The sequence below is a fragment of the Frigoribacterium sp. Leaf186 genome (assembly GCF_001423905.1).
In the GTDB taxonomy this organism is placed as follows: Bacteria; Actinomycetota; Actinomycetes; order Actinomycetales; family Microbacteriaceae; genus Frigoribacterium.
Genome location: NZ_LMPQ01000012.1, coordinates 225,529 through 242,939, shown reverse-complemented (window position 1 = coordinate 242,939; position 17,411 = coordinate 225,529). Strand labels below are relative to the sequence as shown.

General features: G+C 73.6%; 14 protein-coding genes. 6 read left to right on the top strand and 8 right to left on the bottom strand.

Translation table 11 applies throughout. The features are described 5' to 3' along the window. Positions 1-53 precede the first annotated feature (53 nt). The gene (locus tag ASG05_RS14220) at positions 54-1,055 is read left to right on the top strand and encodes a phosphotransferase (protein ID WP_056263083.1); all 1,002 of its coding nucleotides are present in this window, start codon (positions 54-56) and stop codon (positions 1,053-1,055) included. A gap of 4 nt (positions 1,056-1,059) precedes the next feature. On the opposite strand, the gene ASG05_RS14215 is transcribed toward ASG05_RS14220, so the two are convergent. After that, the gene (locus ASG05_RS14215; RefSeq protein WP_200936885.1) at positions 1,060-4,401 is read right to left on the bottom strand and encodes an ATP-dependent DNA helicase; all 3,342 of its coding nucleotides are present in this window, start codon (positions 4,399-4,401) and stop codon (positions 1,060-1,062) included. A gap of 68 nt (positions 4,402-4,469) precedes the next feature. Further along, the gene (locus tag ASG05_RS14210; protein ID WP_157490256.1) at positions 4,470-7,685 is read right to left on the bottom strand and encodes a UrvD/REP family ATP-dependent DNA helicase; all 3,216 of its coding nucleotides are present in this window, start codon (positions 7,683-7,685) and stop codon (positions 4,470-4,472) included. A gap of 127 nt (positions 7,686-7,812) precedes the next feature. Here ASG05_RS14210 and ASG05_RS14205 point away from each other — a divergent pair, with 127 nt between their 5' ends. Both ASG05_RS14205 and ASG05_RS14200 read left to right on the top strand, forming a co-directional pair. Beyond that, entirely contained in the window at positions 7,813-8,037 is a 225-nt protein-coding gene (locus ASG05_RS14205; RefSeq protein WP_056262267.1) for a DUF3107 domain-containing protein, read from the top strand. Between the two features lie 2 nt (positions 8,038-8,039). Then, positions 8,040-8,336, top strand: a complete 297-nt coding sequence (locus ASG05_RS14200; protein WP_056262261.1) for a hypothetical protein — start codon at positions 8,040-8,042, stop codon at positions 8,334-8,336. A gap of 74 nt (positions 8,337-8,410) precedes the next feature. On the opposite strand, the gene ASG05_RS14195 is transcribed toward ASG05_RS14200, so the two are convergent. Next, positions 8,411-9,130 carry a ferritin-like fold-containing protein gene (locus ASG05_RS14195; protein ID WP_235491530.1) on the bottom strand — a complete coding sequence of 240 codons (720 nt, stop codon included), beginning with the start codon at positions 9,128-9,130 and terminating at the stop codon, positions 8,411-8,413. An 84-nt stretch (positions 9,131-9,214) separates the two neighbouring features. Between ASG05_RS14195 and ASG05_RS14190 the strand changes: the two genes are divergently transcribed. Then, positions 9,215-10,666 (top strand): DEAD/DEAH box helicase, encoded by a 1,452-nt coding sequence (locus tag ASG05_RS14190; protein WP_056262256.1) that lies wholly within the window; start codon positions 9,215-9,217, stop codon positions 10,664-10,666. 85 nt (positions 10,667-10,751) lie between these two features. On the opposite strand, the gene ASG05_RS14185 is transcribed toward ASG05_RS14190, so the two are convergent. After that, on the bottom strand, positions 10,752-11,606 hold the full coding sequence (locus tag ASG05_RS14185) for a PHP domain-containing protein (protein ID WP_056262253.1): 855 nt from the start codon (positions 11,604-11,606) through the stop codon (positions 10,752-10,754). A gap of 82 nt (positions 11,607-11,688) precedes the next feature. Between ASG05_RS14185 and ASG05_RS14180 the strand changes: the two genes are divergently transcribed. Further along, on the top strand, positions 11,689-12,720 hold the full coding sequence (locus ASG05_RS14180; protein WP_056262250.1) for an endonuclease/exonuclease/phosphatase family protein: 1,032 nt from the start codon (positions 11,689-11,691) through the stop codon (positions 12,718-12,720). 110 nt (positions 12,721-12,830) lie between these two features. Beyond that, complete coding sequence (locus ASG05_RS14175) at positions 12,831-14,381, top strand: aminopeptidase P family protein (protein WP_056262246.1); 1,551 nt, start codon at positions 12,831-12,833, stop codon at positions 14,379-14,381. Positions 14,382-14,459: 78 nt separating this feature from the next. On the opposite strand, the gene ASG05_RS14170 is transcribed toward ASG05_RS14175, so the two are convergent. From ASG05_RS14170 to ASG05_RS14155, 4 genes are all read right to left on the bottom strand, one after another. Beyond that, a complete protein-coding gene (locus ASG05_RS14170; protein WP_235491529.1) occupies positions 14,460-15,269 on the bottom strand; it encodes a copper resistance CopC family protein in 810 nt (269 codons plus the stop codon). After that, positions 15,266-16,099 carry a YcnI family protein gene (locus tag ASG05_RS14165; protein ID WP_082486830.1) on the bottom strand — a complete coding sequence of 278 codons (834 nt, stop codon included), beginning with the start codon at positions 16,097-16,099 and terminating at the stop codon, positions 15,266-15,268. The genes ASG05_RS14170 and ASG05_RS14165 overlap by 4 nt, the downstream gene beginning before the upstream one ends. Positions 16,100-16,213: 114 nt before the next feature. Next, the gene (locus tag ASG05_RS14160) at positions 16,214-16,852 is read right to left on the bottom strand and encodes a hypothetical protein (protein WP_056262243.1); all 639 of its coding nucleotides are present in this window, start codon (positions 16,850-16,852) and stop codon (positions 16,214-16,216) included. Between the two features lie 17 nt (positions 16,853-16,869). After that, positions 16,870-17,370 carry a general stress protein gene (locus tag ASG05_RS14155; protein ID WP_056262239.1) on the bottom strand — a complete coding sequence of 167 codons (501 nt, stop codon included), beginning with the start codon at positions 17,368-17,370 and terminating at the stop codon, positions 16,870-16,872. Positions 17,371-17,411: the final 41 nt, after the last annotated feature.

Below are 17,411 nucleotides of genomic sequence, written 5' to 3'. Positions count from 1 at the left end.
TTGACAGCGTGGCGCACGGCAGGGCACCGCGTGCGGCGGCCTACCCTGAGGGCATGGCCAGATCTCATCTCACTCTAGCCGCGCTGGCCACGGCCGCCGTCGCGGACCTGGACGTCACGCGCGCGTCCCGACACGGCAGCGAGACGGGTGGCGACTTCGACTCGGCGCTCGTCGTCGGGCGGGCCGGCGAGCACTGCATCGTGCGCGTGCCGAGGTCGCAGCGGGCCGAGGCGCAACAGTCCGCCGACCTGGTCGCCCTGCGGGCCCTGAGCGCCGGAGTGCGAGGGCGCCTCTCGTTCGACGTCCCCCTCTATCGCGGTCAAGCACCCATCGGGCGGACGCGCGGCATCGTCTACGACGTGGTCCCGGGTGAGCACCTGTCCCTCTCCCGCCTCACCGACGGCAGCGACCTGCCGACCGCCCTGGGCCGCGCCGTCGCCGCGATCCACTCGCTGCCCACGAGCTTCGTCACCGACGCCGGCCTCACGAGCCACACCCCGTTCGAGGCCATGCGCTCATCGGCGGCCCTCGTCGACCGGGCCGCGTCGACCCGCCTGCTGCCGGCCGCCCTGCTCGAACGCTGGGAGGCGGCGATCCAGGACTCGGTGCTCTGGCAGTTCCAGCCCACGGTCGTCAACGGCTCGCTCGACGCGGGGTCGGTCCTCGTCCTCGGTGACACCGTCAGCGGCGTCCTCGGCTGGCACGACCTGCAGGTCGGCGACCCGGCCCGCGACCTCGCCTGGCTGCTCGGCGCTCCGACGCCGAGGGCCGTCGACGACGCGTTCGAGGCGTACAACACCGCCCGGGGCACGAGCGACCACCAGCTGAGGCACCGGGCGACCCTCTACCGCGAACTCGACCTGGCCAAGTGGCTGCTGCACGGGACGGCGACCAAGAACACCTCGGTCGTCGACGACGCCGTCGAGATGATGACGAAGCTCGTCGACTCGTTGCCGGGCGACCGTCGGGCCGGCATCGGCTCGGGTTCGACCGCCGCCCTCGACGTCGACGGCGTCGAGGACCTGCTCGAGGCGACCGAACGCCGCCACGTCTGAACCGTCACCCCCGAGCCTCGAGCTCGACCCGTCGCCACAGCTCGACCAGCTCGCTGCGGTCGGCGACGTGCCGGGGTCGCAGCACGACATCGTCGGCCACGAAGTAGAAGGCCGCGTCGATGACGTCGGCCGGCACGCCCCGGAACTGTGCATAGGCCTCGCGGTAGAGGGCGAGCTGCAGCTGCTTCAACTCGAGGTCGGCGTCGTCGGTCGGAGCCTTGCCGGTCTTCCAGTCGACGACCTCGAACCGGCCGTCGCGCTCGAACACCGCGTCGATCTTGCAGATGACCGTGCGGCTGCCGAGCGGGAGGTGGATTTCGAGTTCGACGTCGACGGGTTCGAGCGTGGCCCAGGCCGAGCGCTCGAAGGTCGCGACCAGCTGGTCGAAGCGTCGCGCGTCGTCGGGGTCGACCGGGCCGGAACCCGGTGACCCGACACGCTCGTCGTCGAGGTCGCTCTCGTCGCCCCAGGCGTCGAGAGTCTCGGAACGCCCCGTCGGCCGGAACCGCTCTTCGACCCACTCGTGGAAGAGCGTGCCGAGGCGGGTGGCCCGATAGGGGCGTTCGGGCAGGGGGCGTCGCAGCGCCGCCGCGACCGCGGCGGGATCGTCGACGTAGTCCTTGAAGCGGGAGGCCGGGATGCGCTGCGGCAGGGGCGTCGCACCGGCACCGGACCGTGCGGCGTCGCGTTCGAGCAGCAGCAGGTCGATGTCGGACGACCACGTCGACCCCGCCGTCGGCCGCGTCGGGGCGACGACGTCGACCGCCTCGAGACGCTCGAGGACGTCCCCACGCCGTTCGGCCTCGGCGTCGTCGAGCCGCTCGGTGGCGGCCCGCGTCCGACGGTCGACGGCCTCGCCGACCCGCGCGGCGGCGTACTCGACGGCCGCCCGCCGCGAGCCCAACGGGTCGAGGGGCCACGTCAGCTCTCTCGACGCGGCGGCCAACGGGTTCTCGTCGTCGTCGGGCCGTTCGGGGAGATCCCCCAGCGGGACGAGCCCTCGCTCGGCGAGCTCGACGACGAACCGGCTCGCGGGACGAGGTCGGACCGCGCTCGTCCAGAACGACCCGCTGACGAGGAGGGCGTCCCGGGCCCGGGTGAGGGCGACGTACGCCAGACGCCGTTCTTCGGCCTGATGGCGCACGACGAGCTCGTCCTTGAAGGCCTTGAGCGCCTGGTCGAACTCCTTCTGGTCGGCCACCCCCCGCCAGCCGAGCACCGGCAGTTCGGCCGCGTCACCCCGGAACTCGTACGGCAGTTCGCCGAATCCGAGCCAGCCGACCCCCTCGCGGGAGGTGCCGGGCAGCTCGCCCTCGACCAGCCGCGGCACCGCGACGACGTCCCATTCGAGCCCCTTCGACCCGTGGATGGTCAGGAGCTGGACCGTTCCCCGCTCGGCCTGTTCGGACCGGGGCCCCATGTCGTCACGACGTTCGGCCGCCTCGAGCCACGAGAGGAACCCGCCGAGGCCCGCGTTCTCGTCGGTCGCGACGTACCCGGCCAACTCGTCCTCGAACGCCTGCAGCCAGGCCCCGCCCGACGGCGCTCCGGTGGCCGCGGCGACCTCGACGTCGAGCAGCATCTCGTGCTCGACCAGCGTGACGAGGTCGACCAAGTCGAGGCCGGTGCGCCCCCGCAGCGACGCGAGCTGCGAGCCGAGCCGGCGCAGGCGCCCGAGCCCCTCGTCGCTGAAGCCCGAGAGCTGACGGTGGGTGAGCGGTGCCGTGGCGACGAAGTCGAGGGCGTCGACGATCGATCCGTGCTCGCCGACCGCGACCGACGCCCGGAACCCGGCGGCGACGTCGTCGTCGAGGCGCTGCTGGGCGTGGTCGTGCGAGAACAGCCACGAGGCGACGTCGCGCAACCGGGCGATGTCACGGACGCCGACGCGCCACCGTGCCCCGGCCATCAGCCTGATGGCCTCGGAGCCCGCCGACGGGTCGTGCAGCACCCGCAGGCACGCGACGAGGTCGACCACCTCGGGTCGTTGCAGCAGGCCGCCGACGCCGAGCACGTGGTACCGCACCCCGCGCGCCGCGAGGGCCTCGACGAAGACCGGCATGGTCTTCTTCGACCGGAACAGCAACGCCGCCGTGCGCCGGGCAGGCTCGCCGTCGACGACCGTCGGGACGGCCAGCTCGTCGTGCAGCCAGGCGGCCACCTGGTCGGCCTCGCCCGGCAGGGTCTGGTCGAAGAGCAACTCGACCCGACCCTCGGGGGCGCCCGGCCGGGCGCGCAGCTCGCCCACCACCGCGTCGGACGACCGTGCGAGCTCGGCGACCACGGTGTTGGCGGCGTCGAGCACGCGCGACGCGTTGCGCCAACTGGTCGAGAGGCTGAACACCGCGTCGGGTCGCGCCCCGAAGTCGATCGGGAACCGACCCAGGTTCGCGGCACTGGCACCGCGGAAGCCGTAGATCGACTGATGGGGGTCGCCGACCGCCATGACGCCGGTGCCCTCGAAGAGGCGGGAGAGGAGGGTGGTCTGCACGACGCTCGTGTCTTGGTACTCGTCGAGCAGGACGACGCGGTACCGGTCACGCAGCTCGGTCACGACGCCGGGGGCGGTGTCGCACACCTCGAGCGCCAGGGCCACCTGGTCGGAGTACTCGACCAGACCACGACGGGCCTTCTCGTCGGCGAAGGCCATCGCGAGGTCGAGCAACGGGGGCAGGGCCGAGACGGCACCGACGGCGTCGAGGACCGACTTGTAGGCGCTGCCCTTGGACGACGGCAGACCCGCCAGGTCGAGGAAACGGTCGGCCAGGCGCGCCACGGGCTCGGCCCCGCTCACGTTCTCGCTCAGCGCGTGGCTGAGGCGCAGGACGGCCTCGGTGATGCCGTCGACGCTCCGCCCGAGGCCGGCGAGACGCTCGTCACAGCTGCCGACGACCAGCGATCGGGCCAGTTGCCAGGCCGAGGCGTCGCCGAGCACCTGGGACTCGCTCTCGCGACCGACCCGCAGCGCGTTGTCACGGAAGATCGCGTTGGCGAAGGCATTGTAGGTCGAGACGGTCGGGACGTCGAACGGGTCGACCTCGTCGCCGAGCAGCCCGACGGTGGCGAGCTGCGCGATGCGGCGCTCGATGCGTTCACCGAGCTCGCCCGCGGCCTTGCGCGTGAACGTCAGCCCGAGCACCTGCGAGACGCCGACGAGTCGGTTCGCGAGCAACCACACCACGCGGTTGGCCATCGTCTCGGTCTTGCCGCTGCCGGCTCCGGCCACCACGAGTGCGGGCTCGAGCGGGGCCTCGATGACCGCCTGCTGCTCGGGCGTCGGCGTGGGCAACCCCAGCGCCTCGGCGATCTCGGCGGCGCCGAGCAGGGACGAGGAGGCGCGGGTCACGCCACCGTCGCCACCCGCGTCGGTCGGGCCGAGACCCCCTGCCGGCCCCTGTGGCCGGTCCGAGGCCGTCACGGACCGCTCACCTCGCCCACCACGTGGATGCGACAGGAGCCGCCGTGGCGCCCCTCGCAGTGGTCGTCGAGTCGGGCCACGAACACCCGACCCGCCATGTGCTCGGCCGCGTCGACGACCCGGGTCCGGAAGGCGGCGAGCTGCTCGTCGTCGAAGGCCACCTGTGCGGGCTCGCGGTAGAGCTTGCCCCGGACGCCGGACGACACGATCACGAGCTTCGCCCCACCGGGCGGCGTGCCCTCGGGCACGGCCTCGACCGCGCCGTCGGCCAGGGCGACCTGGTAGCTGCCCAGCTGCGGGTGGTCGGCCACGGCCTGCGCCGACGTCGGGGCCGACCGACCCGTCTTGAGGTCGACGATGACGGCGGCACCGTCGCGGGTGCGTTCGACCCGGTCGATCGAGCCGCGGAGCCGGGCCGGCCCGACGTCGAGGGTGAAGGTGGACTCGGCTCCGAGCAGGCTGCCGCCCGAGGCCTCGAAGTCGCGCAGGTAGGCGGACAGGCTCTCGGTCATGGCTCGCGCCCGGTGCTTCTCGGACTCGGCGATCCAGGCCGACTCGAACTCGAGTTCGGGCCAGCGGCCCTCGACCGCCTGCCACAGGGAGTCGACGTCGGTGCCCTCGGCGTGCTCCATGACGTCGTGCAGGACGGTGCCGAGACCCATCGCGGCGTTGGGCGCCGACCCGCCGAAGCGGTCGACGAACCAGTGCAGGGGGCACTCTTCGAACGAACCCAGCTGCGACGGCGAGACGGGCACGTGGGCCTCGGGGTCGTCGAGGTCGATCAGCGGCTCGGTCGTGCTCGGCTCGAGCAACCCGTACCAGTCGTCGGGAGAGGCGCCCGCGACGCCCTCGGCGGCCAGCCGTGCCAGCGCCTCGGTCGCGTCGTCGGCGCGCGGGCCGTGGGGCGACGAGACGAGCACGTGTCGCAGGTGGCCGACGAGACCCCGCAACGACAACGGGTGGCCCACCGGGGCCTCGGGGCAGTCGTCGGGCAGCAGGCGGAAGAACGGCGAGGGCCCCTCGTCGTCGTTCGCGGTGCACGAGAGGACGACCTGCCGGGTGGCTCGCGACACCGTGAGGGCGAACATGCGCAGCTCGTCGGACAGCACCGCGGCCCGGGCGTCGGACGGGGCGACCGGCTCGTCGTCGCGATCGTCGGCCGCGCCGGGGCCGTTCGGCGCACCCTCGTGCGGGCCGCGCTCCAGCAGACCGTGCTCGGCCAGGGACACCAGGTCGTCGGGCCCCAGCAGTCCGCCCCGGACGCGGAGGTTCGGCCACACGCCGTCCTGCAGGCGGGCGGCGACCACGACGTCGACCTCGACGCCCACGGCGGCGGACGGCGTGCACACCAGCACGGTCTCGGTCGTCGCCTGGGGCGAGAGGGTGTCTTCGGGGACCTCGGCGCCGAGGAGCGCGTCGAGGAACGCCCCGGGCGCAGCCTCGGGCGTCCGCTCGACGAAGCGCTTCGCGGCGGTGAAGAGGGCGACGACCCCGTCGAGGTGGCGATCGGCCTCGGCGGCGACGATGCCGCGACCCGCGCTCTGGGCCGACCACTCGGCCGCGAGTCCGCTGCGCTCCCACAGGCCCCAGAGCACCTCTTCGATGCTGCCTCCGACGGCCGCCGACCGGCGCGCCGCGTCCAGGCTCGTCGAGAAGCGCCCGGCACGGGCCGCGAACCTCGAGTCGATCGTGACGAACCTGCCGGGGCCCTTTAGCGCCTCGACAAGCAGGTCGTCGGCCGGGCGCACGCCGCCGGACGCCAGTTCGTCGGCGCGCAACGCGAGCCGGAGGCGCCTGAGCGAGAGCGGATCGAAGCCGGCGAGCGGCCCCAGCAGCAGCTCGGTGGCCAGCTCGGCCGTCAGTTCGTCTCGCCCGACCGCCACGGAGGCGGCGAGCAACAGGTGGCGCGCCGCGTGCTCGTCGCGCACGGCCCGACCGGCGACCGAGGTCCGGGTCGGCACCTCGGCGAGTTGCAGCCCCCGGGCGACACCGGCCACCTGACCGCCGCTGCGGACGACGACCATCATGCGCGACCACGGCACCCGGCGGACGAGATGGTGCTCGCGCAGCAGACGGGCCACCGAGGCCACCTCGTGCGTCGGGCTGTCGGCCCGCACCGTGACGACGGCGGGAACGTCGGCGTCGGGCGCGGACCCGGGGTCGTGTTCGACGGCGGCGGGCGCCGCAGCGTGCTGACGACCGGCCCCCGCCGTGCCGATGCGGGCGGTCACCCGTCGCACGAGGTCCCGGAGCGGCGGCCGGTGGCGGTGGGCCGTCGAGAGGTAGAGGGTCTCGACGTCGGACAGGTGGAGGCGCGGGCCGAGCCGCCCGAGGACGTCGGGGGTGCCGCCGCGGAACGCGCTGGTCGAGAGGTCGGGGTCGCCGAAGGCGACGACCGCGACGCCCCGTCGCACCAGGGCGCGCAACAGGGCGAGCGTGGACTCGGTCGCCTCGTGCGCGTCGTCCACGAGGACGACCCGCAGCCCGTCGACGACCGGGGAGGTCTCACCCCGGTCGAGGGCGGCGACGGCGTAGTCGACGAGCTCGGCCGAGTCGAGGTGACGGCCACGGGACGCGTCGAGCACCGAGAGGTACTCGTCGCGGAAGTCGGCGACCGCGGCCCACTCGGGTCGACCGGCCCGCTCGGCCGCGAGGCGCAGGCCGTCCGAGTCGATGCGGTGCTCGGTCGATCGCATGAGCACCTCGCGCAGTTCGGTGCGGAACCCGCGGAGCCTGCGCACCGTGGGGCCCAGCTCGTCGGGCCAGGTCGGACCCGTGGCGTCCGCCTCGTGCCCCTCGAGCAACGACCGGACGATGGTGTCTTGGTCGCCGCCGGTCAGGAGCGTCGGCACCGGCAGGCCCGCGAGCCGCGCCGCGTGCCCCACGACGTCGAATGCGAGGGACGAGACGGTCCGCGCCAGGGGCCCCGGGGTGGGAACGGTGAGCCTCGAGGCGATGACGTCACGCAGGGTCGTGGCCGTCGACCGGGTCGGTGCGAGGGCCAGGACGGCCGTCGGGCCCCAGCCACGCCCCTCGACGCGATCGACGACGAACTCGACGAGGGTGCGGGTCTTGCCCGACCCCGGTGCGCCGACGACGGCGGCCGACCGGCCGTCCGGCAGGTCGAGCACCGCACGCTGCGAGTCGTCGAGCGCCGGAGGCGCCTCGGCGCGCACCGGACCCGAGGCGGGCGGGGAGACGGTCGGAGCCATGTGCTCGACGCTATCGGCTCCGACCGACATCGCCGGCGGACACGGGTCGGAGGGGGACCCGTCCCCGGTTGTGCGCCGTCAGTGAACGCACGGACCGAGGGACCGGCCGGTCGGATACCTTTACGACGTGGACATTCGCATCGGCATCACCAACAGCCCCCGTGAGATCAGCTTCGAGACGTCGCAGACCGCGGCCGAGGTCGAGAAGGTCGTCGGCGACGCGCTCGACGGCAGCAAGTCGTTCGTCACCCTTGCCGACTCGAAGGGCAAGACCTACGTCGTGCCCACGGCGTCGCTCGCCTACGTCGAGATCGGCAGTGAAGAGAGCCGCAAGGTCGGCTTCGTGAGCTGACCGTGGAACTCCTCTTCATCGTCCTGGGGGGCGCGATCCTCGGGTTCGTCCTCCACTACGCGCTGCCCGCCGCCGACACGCGCGGCGTGTTGCTCGCCCCGGCCGTCGGTGCCGTCGTGGCGGCGGTCGTCTGGGAGGCCCTCACCTGGGCCGGCTGGCCCGCCGACGGCGGCTGGATCTGGGTCGTCGGCCTCGTGCTGCCCGGCGTCGCGGCGATCGTCGCCTGCCGGGTCGTGGCGGTGCGCCGGCGTGCTCGCGACACCGAGCAGTTCGCCCGCCTGCTCCGCGCGACGGCCTGACCCGCGCCTCCCGGGGCCGTCAGGCCGTCAGGCGGTCAAGTCCACAGTCCGACAGGCCCAGGCCCGTCAGGCCCCTAGGCCGTCAGGCCGAGGGCGTCCATGCGCCGGGTGTGGGCGGCGATCAGCTCGGTGAAGACGGGTTCGAGGCGCTCGTCGTCGGCCGACACGTGCGACGCGGCCACCGCGGCCCGGGCGACGAGGAGCGTGTCGCCCACCAGGCGCCGACCCCAGAGGGCCAGTCGCGAGGCGAGCCGCGGGTCGGCCTCGATGGCCGCCGACAGTTCTCGCACCACGAGGGGCGCGTCGTCGTGGGCCTCGAGCACCGAGACGATGCGTTTGTGGTGGTCGGCGGAGAGCCCTGCCGCCAACCGCACGAAGACGTCGTTGAGCAGGCCGGCCGCGACGTAGTCGGCCACGATCGCCTCGTACCAGTCGGTGCCCTCGGTGCGGGCCCGGAACTCGTCGATCGCGGCGATGTGGGGCTCCATCGACTCGGTGGCGTCGTGGCCCGACCGCTCGATCTCGGCCACGAGCCCGCGGTGCCGGGCGAGCGTGGTCTCGGCGATGCGGCCCGTGGTCTCTTTGGCTCGCACGTCGGGGGCGAACGCCGACGACCGCCCGAGCGTCTCGAACAGGGCGAGTTCGAGGTAGGCCGCGTGGCCCAGGAAGACCAGGAGGTCGGGGGTGAACTGGTCGAGTTCGACGCGGGCCACGGGGGTCGGCTTCGCGGCGGGCCGCGGCCACTGCAGGGACGGGACGCCGCGCTTCGCACCTCGACCGGGCCAGGACACCACGCCCACATCTTACGGGGTCCGAGAGGCCCCCCGTCGCGACGGGCTAAACTCCTCGCATCCCCCTATATGAGACAGGGCAACACTTTGACATTCACTGACCTCGCGATCGACCCCGACATGGTCGACGCTCTGGCGTCGAAGGGGATCCTCGAACCTTTCCCCATCCAGACCCAGACCATCCCCCTCGCCCTCGCCGGCCAAGACATCATCGGCCAGGCCAAGACGGGCACCGGCAAGACCTTCGGCTTCGGCCTCCCGATCATCCAGCGCATCGGCCTCGACCCGGCCCCCGGCGTCAAGGTGCTCGTCGTCGTCCCCACCCGCGAGCTCTGCGTCCAGGTGGCCGACGACCTCGAGGTCGCCACGTCGAACCGCGCGACGAAGATCGTAAGCATCTACGGCGGCAAGGCCTACGAGGGCCAGGTCGAACAGCTCAAGGCCGGCGCCCAGATCGTGGTCGGCACCCCGGGGCGCCTCCTCGACCTGGCCGGCCAGCGCCTCCTGAACCTGAAAGAGGTGCAAGAGGTCGTCCTCGACGAGGCCGACAAGATGCTCGACCTGGGCTTCTTGAGCGACATCGAGAAGATCTTCCAGCAGGTGCCGGCCACGCGTCACACCATGCTGTTCTCGGCGACGATGCCCGGCCCGATCGTGGCGCTGGCGCGTCGCTTCATGTCGAAGCCGATCCACATCCGGGCGACCGACCCCGACGAGGGCCTGACCCAGGCGAACATCAAGCACGTCGTCTACCGGGCGCACTCGCTCGACAAGGACGAGGTGATCGCCCGCATCCTGCAGGCCGAGGGCCGTGGCAAGACCGTCGTCTTCACGCGCACCAAGCGTGCCGCCGCCAAGCTCGTCGAAGAGCTCAACGACCGTGGCTTCAACGCCGCGGCCGTGCACGGCGACCTGAACCAAGAGCAGCGCGAGCGTGCGATGGCCGCCTTCAAGGCGGGCAAGAAAGACATCCTCATCGCGACCGACGTCGCGGCCCGAGGCATCGACGTCAACGACGTCACGCACGTGATCAACCACACCGTGCCCGACGACCACGACACCTACCTGCACCGCGCCGGCCGCACCGGCCGCGCGGGCAAGACCGGCATCGCGGTGACCTTCGTCGACTGGGACGACCTGCACAAGTGGGCCCTGATCAACCGGGCGCTCGACATGGGTCAGCCCGAGCCGGTCGAGACCTACTCGTCGAGCCCGCACCTCTTCACCGACCTCGACATCCCCGTCGGCACCAAGGGACGCCTGCGCGCGACCTCGTTGTCGGCGGTCAAGGCCGGTTCGACCGGCTCACGCGAGCGCACCGGCGGCCCCCAGGGCGACCGCGACAGGGGTCGCGGCCGCGGTCGCGGCGATGCCCCGGTCCGCACCTCGGGCGAACCGTCGGCCACGGGTCGCGGGGCCTCGCAGCCGTCCGAGGCGACGGCTCCCTCCGCCGACGGCACGGGTGAGGCACCGCGCAAGCGCAGCCGCAATCGTCGCCGCCGCCCGGCGGGCGACTCGTCGTCGCAGCCCCAGGGCTGAGCCCCGGCCACCACGAGACCCCCTCGACGTCCGCGTCGAGGGGGTCTCGTGCGTCATGCCACGGGCCGAGGAGGCGCCGGTCGCGTCAGCCGCGGACGGGCACCCACCCGGTCGCCGCGTCGACGATGCGGTCGAGTTGCTCGGGCGCGGTGGTGTTCTCGCCCAAGCGGTTCGGCTTGCCGTCGCCGTGGTAGTCGCTCGACCCGGTCACGATGAGGTCGTGCTGGCGGGCGAGTTCGAGCAGGCGAGACCGGCCCGCGGTGGTGTTCTCGCGGTGGTCGACCTCGACGCCGAGCAGGCCGGCGTCGACGAGGGCCTCGAAGCCCTCGCTCGACACGTTGGGCTCGCGGCCCCGGGTCGCCGGGTGCGCGATGACGGGGACTCCCCCGGCCTCGCGGATCAACCGGACGCCGATCAACGGGCTGGGGGCCTCGTGCGGTTCGTAGTACCCGGACCGCCAGTGCAGGATGCCCGCGAAGGCGGCGCTGCGGTCGGGCGCGTACCCCTTGGCGACGAGGGCGTCGGCGATGTGCGGCCTGCCGAGGGTCGCGCCCGAGCTGGCCTGGGCGAGCACGTCGCCCCAGGTGAGGTCGTAGTCGGCGGCGATGCGCTCGACGATGCGCTCGGCCCGGTGCAGCCTGCTGTCACGGAGGCGGGCCGTCTCGGCCACGAGGCCCGGGTGCGCCGGGTCGAAGAGGTAGCCGAGCATGTGCACGCTGTTCAGCCCGAGGCGAGTGCTGAGCTCCATGCCGGGCACGAGGGTGAGGCCCGTGCCGACGACGGCAGCCGACGCCTCGGCCCAGCCGGCCGTGCTGTCGTGGTCGGTCAGGGCCACCGTGTCGAGACCCGCCCGGACCGCCGAGGCGACGAGGTCGGCCGGGGTCTCGGTGCCGTCCGACACGCTCGAGTGAGTGTGCAGGTCGACCAGGCGCGTGGGCATCCTCCCATCGTAGGCGGCGCGCATCCGAGCCGTCCGTGCGGTGACCGACCCGCGCCCGGCCGTCCCTTAGGCTCCAAGGGCCATGATCCGTCGTCTCGTCGCCCTCGTCATCGTCCTCGCCGTCGCCGCCGCCCTCCTGGTCGCCCTCTGGCCCCAGGCCGTCGGGCTGCAGCGCACGATGCCGGTCAGCCAGGTGGTGTCGTTCCGACTCGCGGCCGCCGCCGTGGCCGTCGTCCTGATGGTCCTGCTGCTCGTGCTCGGACTCGTCGCGCGCCCCGTCCGGTCGCTGACGGCCAGCGCGGCCGTGCTCCTGCTGGTCTTCGGCGCCCTCTCGGCGGGCGTCGTGACGGCGAGGGGGCTCGGCCGCACCGACTTCGTCGAGAGGACCCCCACCGACGTCACGGTCCTGTCGTGGAACACGCTCGGCGCGGCCACCGGCGCCGACGCCGTGATCGCCCTGGCGACCGAGGTCGGCGCGGACGTCATCGCCCTGCCAGAGACCCGGCAGGAGGTCGGCGTCGCCGTCGCCGAGGCGATGGGTGCGGCCGGCAAGCCGATGTGGGTCCACACGGTCGCGTACGACGACATCGCGAGCGGCCGGTCGACGACCCTGCTCATCAGCGCGGCGCTCGGCGACTACCAGGTCGAGATCGGCGACGACGGCGTGACCGACGCCCGGACGACCCCGGTCCTGCCGACGGTCGTCGCGACGCCCGTCTCGGGCGAGGGGCCGACGATCGTGGCCGCCCACCCCGTGTCGCCCACCCCCGACCACATGGGCCAGTGGCGCGCCGGGCTCGGCTACCTCGCCGACGTCTGCCGCTCGGGCGACGTCATCATGGCCGGCGACTTCAACGCGACGCTCGACCACCTCGCCGGCCTCGGCTCCGACGGCGGCGACCTCGGTGCCTGCCGCGACGCCGCCGCGGCGACGGCCAACGCCGGGGTCGGCACCTGGCCGACCGACGTGCCCCCGCTGCTCGGCGCACCGATCGACCACGTCATGGCCACCGACCAGTGGCTGACCACGGGGTTCCGCGTGGTGACCGACCTCGACGACGCCGGCAGCGACCACCGGCCCGTCGTCGCGCAGCTCAGCCGCACCGGAGCCTGACGCACCGGAGCCCGACGCACCGGAGCCCGACGCTCCGACCGGGCGTGACGCTCCGACTGGGCCCGATGCTCCGACTGGGCGTGACGCCCGTTCAGCGGGACAATGGGTGCATGGCTGATCAGAAGGCGCCGCGCGCGACCACCAACCGCTCCACCACCCCCGGGTCGGACACGTTCAAGGACTACATCTCGTCGCAGTGGGCGGATCGTCCCGACGCGCTGCCCGAGCCGCGCGAACAGGCGCCCTTCGCCGCCGACCGTCGCGCCCGCCTGTCGGCGCTGCACCCCGGCACCCGTCTCGTCGTGCCGGCCGGCTCGGCGAAGGTCCGCTCGAACGACTGCGACTACCCCTTCCGGGCGCACTCGGCCTTCTCGCACCTGACCGGATGGGGTTCCGACACGGTGCCCGGCTCGGTGCTCGTGCTCGAACCCACCGACGACGGCCACGACGCCACGCTCTACCTCAGGGCGAGCGCCGGCCGCGACTCGGACGAGTTCTACGCCAACCCCGAGATCGGCGAGTTCTGGATCGGTGCCCGCCCCTCGCTCCCGCAGGTCGCCGCCGACCTGGGCCTGGCGACCCGCGACCTCGCCGACTTCGAGGCCGTCGTCAGCACGACCGACGCGGCGACCCTCGTCGTCCGCGAGGCCGACCCCGACCTGACCCGGCGTCTCGACGCCGTGGTCGAGGCCGCCGCCGAGCAGTCCCCCGCCGCGGCGTCCACCGGCACCGCCGAAGGGCTCAACGCCGACGCTCCCGGCGGCGACGGGCCCGACGTCGACGGCTCGCCGGTGCGCGCGACCTCGGCCGACCTCGCCCGCGACCTCAGCGAGCTCCGGCTCGTCAAGGACGCCTACGAGGTGGCGCAGATGCGCGAGGCCGTCACGGTCACCGGCAAGGGCTTCACCGACGTGATCGCCGACTTCGACGACATCGTCGCGCACCCGCGCGGCGAACGCCTCGTCGAGGGCACCTTCAACCGCCGTGCCCGGGCCGACGGCAACACCGTCGGCTACGACACGATCGCCGCCTCGGGCGACCACGCCTGCGTCCTGCACTGGACGCGCAACGACGGCGTCGTGCGCGACGGCGACCTCATCCTGATCGACGCCGGCATCGAGCTCGACAGCCTCTACACCGCCGACATCACCCGGACGCTGCCCGTCTCCGGCCGGTTCACCGACGTGCAGCGCCTCGTCTACGAGGCCGTGCTCGAGGCGGCCGACGCCGCGTTCGCCGTCGTGCGTCCGGGCATCGCCTTCCGCGAGATCCACGCGACCGCCATGAAGGTCATCGCCGAACGCACGGCCGAGTGGGGCTTCCTGCCGGTGACGGCCGACGAGTCCCTGCAGCCCGACCACCAGTACCACCGCCGCTACATGGTGCACGGCACGAGCCACCACCTCGGCATCGACGTGCACGACTGCGCCGCGGCCCGCCGTGACCTCTACCTCGACGGGGTGCTCGAGCCCGGCATGGTGTTCACGATCGAGCCCGGCCTGTACTTCCAGCCCGACGACCTCACCGTGCCGGAGGAGTTCCGCGGCATCGGCGTCCGCATCGAGGACGACATCCTGGTCACCGCCGACGGGGCCGAGAACCTCTCGGTCGGCATCCCCCGCTCGGTCGCCGACGTCGAGGCGTGGATCTCGCGCGACTGAGCCGCCCACGAGCGAGGGCCCCGGGTGCGTCGCACCCGGGGCCCTCGGTCCGTCTCGGACGTGATCAGCCGACCGACGTCACCGTCCGCCCGTCGAGCCGCCCGACGGTGGCCCCGACGCGTCGTCCGCGTCGTCGGCGTCGGACTCGTCCTCGGCGGGCGAGGCGTCCCGTCGGCGACCCGTGACGATCGCGATCGCGACGCCGGCCGCGGCCAGCACCACGATGGCGACGGCGATGCCGACGACGAGACCGGCGTTCACCGCGCCCGACTCGGGCGCGGCGGCGGACGTCGACCCCGAGGCGTCACCCGGGGTGGCCTGGGTCGTCATCTCGGGCTCGGGCGACGCCGACGGCGAGGCCGCGTCAGTCTCGTCGGCCGTCGGTGCCTCGGTGGCGCCACCCGCGCCTCCTGAACCTGCCGCGCCGTCGCACTCGGGGCGGGTCGGCGAACCGGCCGCCTCGGCCGTGCCGGCCGCGGGGGCGTAGGTGAACGGGACGGCGTCCGACACGGTGTGACCGTCGGCCGAGACCGCCTGGTAGGTCATCGTGTAGTCGCCGGCGGCACCGAGGGCGACCCCGGTCGACAGGGTCGGACCCGACGTGGTCGAGCAGCCGTCCTCGTAGTGCAGGCCCGAGGCGTCGGTCACCTCGAGCACGTTCGAGCTGCCGGTGCCCGAGAGGTCGAGGACCACGTCGTTGAAGGTGATCGAGGCCGTCGAGGGCGCTGCGTCGACGGTCGACCCGGCGGCGGGGCTGCTGCTCACCACGTAGTCGTGAGCCGAGGCCGACCCCGCGGGGGCCAAGGCCATTGCCGCCGTCGCGGCACCGAGCCCGACGACGGCGAGACCGGCGAGGAGGCGCGGTGCCCGCCGGCGCGCGGCCGTCACGCGTCCACCCCGCCGCGGCCCGAGGCGCCGGACGCCGTGGCCCGGGGCCGACGGGTCAACGCCACCACCGAGACCACGAGGGCGAGGGCGCCGAGGGCGAGACCACCGATGCCGAGCCCGATCGCGAGCGGGCCGACCGTGCCGTCGCCGGAGCCCGACGCCGAGTCACCCGAGGTGCTGACCCCGGCCGTCGTCGCGTCGTCGTCGTCCGAGGAGTGACCGGCGTGCTCGTCGGTCGGCGGCGCGTCGTTCACGTAGAGCGTGGGCGCCGGGTGCTCGGGTTCCTCACCCGAGGCCGGCGTGGCGTCGGCCCAGTCGACGACCGTGCCGTCCGAGTAGCGCTGGTGGGTCGGCAGGGCGATCGACCCGGTGTCGGGCACGGCCCCGGCGGAGACGACGAACTGCTGGAACTGCCCGGGCGCGATCTGCGTGTCGCCCTCGGCCGTCCAGGTCACCTGGGTGGGCGCCTCGGTGATCGTCGTGCCGTCGAGCTCGACCGGCTCGGGCAGCGTGCTCGTGGTGACCTCGGTGGTCCAGCCCGGCGTCGGCTGGTACGAGACCGACGTGAACGGGGTGTCGGTGGGCAGGTCGACGACGACGCCGACGGTTCCGGCGGTCGCCGACTCGTTCGGCACCTTGAAGGTGAGCGTGGCGTACGAGCCGGCGTCGGCCTGGCCGGGCTCGACGTGGACGTGGGCCGACGCCGCGAGGGGTGCGGCGAGCGCCAGCAGGGCGGCGGCACCGAGGGCGGCGGCCGAGCGGGCGGCGACGGCGGCGGACGGTCGCGGTCGGCGGGTCGTGGTGGATGCGGGACGGGTGTGGTGGTTCACGGATCTGGTCCTTCGAGATCGCGGAGGCGATCGGTCTGCGGTGCATGACGAGGGGCCCGAGGGCGCGGCGTGCGCTCGACGGGTGGGTCGTCGACGAGGGTCGACGGGTGGGTGTCAGGCAGGGCAGGGCGGGCCGCGACGGGGCAGCGCCGTGAGGTGTCGCCTGCCCGGCGGGCGCGGCAGGACGCCCGTGGGGCGCGGCGCACGGCGGACGGTGACGGAGACGGGGCGGTGCCCGCCGGTCAGGAGGCGCGCCACGGTCAGCCCGCGGACGGCCAGTCGGACGAGGCCCCACGCCGCGCCCTCGCCACGCCGCAGCGCGACGATCGTGGCGACCGCCGCCAGGGCGTGGGCCAGCCACATCGCGGGCCCGCCCATCACCATGGTCGACTCGGCACCACCGGATGCCGCCCCGTCGGCGACGGTCGAGATCACGAGGGCGGTGTGGTGACCGCCCGAGGCCGAGGCCCCGCCGGCGTCCGACGCCCCGAGGGAGAAGAGCAGGTGGAAGGCGACCTGGCTGAGGGCCACCGCGACCGCGAGCCGCACGGTCGACAGGTGCACGCCCGCCAGGGCGATCGAGACCGGCACGGCCACGGCGAGGGCGAGCACGACGCCGAGCAGGCCCGGCTGCATGCCACCACCGGCCACGTGCGAGAAGGCCGCGACGACCGTGGACGCCCCGGCGGTCAGCCAACCCCGCGCGAAGCGCTCGGCGCGGGTGGCCGTCGTGGTGGGGTCGTGGCGTGCCATGTCGACACCAGGGTACGTCAGCGGCGTGGGGTCTCGGGACGCGCGAGGATCTCGTGCGCCCGCCCGGACACCTCGGGGTCGACCACGATCTGGTAGCTCGAGGCGAGGACCTGGTGGGTCGAGGTGAAGTCGCGACGGCGCCGCGTGATCGCGAAGCTGACGATGCCGTAGAGCATGCCGAAGCCCGCACCGAGCAGGGCGGCCGCACCGACGGTCGCCGCGGTGGCGGTCTCGGTCGCGAAGACGAGCATGACGAGCCCGAAGAAGACGCCGAGCCACAGGCCCGTGACGGCACCCGCGAGCGCGGCGCGGCCGTAGCTCAGTCGGCCGGTGACGCGCTCGACCGTCTTGAGGTCGTTGCCGATGATCGCGACGCGCTTGATCGGGAACTCGGCCTGCGACAGCCGGTCGACCACGCGCTGGGCCTCGGGGTAGGTGTCGTACGTGCCGAGGACGTCACCTCGCGGCAGGGTGGGCACCAGCGGCGAGCGTCGCCCCACGGGGCCCGGGTTCGTCATCAGGCCATTAAACACGGTGCCCCCGCCGAGCCCCCGACGGC

Bases quoted from the DNA above. Each gene is read 5' to 3' on its own strand.
- ASG05_RS14220 (WP_056263083.1), top strand. From the start codon at position 54: ATGGCCAGATCTCATCTCACTCTAGCCGCGCTGGCCACGGCCGCCGTC.
- ASG05_RS14180 (WP_056262250.1), top strand. From the start codon at position 11,689: ATGATCCGTCGTCTCGTCGCCCTCGTCATCGTCCTCGCCGTCGCCGCC.
- ASG05_RS14160 (WP_056262243.1), bottom strand. From the start codon at position 16,852: ATGGCACGCCACGACCCCACCACGACGGCCACCCGCGCCGAGCGCTTC.
- ASG05_RS14185 (WP_056262253.1), bottom strand. From the start codon at position 11,606: ATGCCCACGCGCCTGGTCGACCTGCACACTCACTCGAGCGTGTCGGAC.
- ASG05_RS14155 (WP_056262239.1), bottom strand. From the start codon at position 17,370: ATGACGAACCCGGGCCCCGTGGGGCGACGCTCGCCGCTGGTGCCCACC.
- ASG05_RS14175 (WP_056262246.1), top strand. From the start codon at position 12,831: ATGGCTGATCAGAAGGCGCCGCGCGCGACCACCAACCGCTCCACCACC.
- ASG05_RS14210 (WP_157490256.1), bottom strand. From the start codon at position 7,685: ATGGCTCCGACCGTCTCCCCGCCCGCCTCGGGTCCGGTGCGCGCCGAG.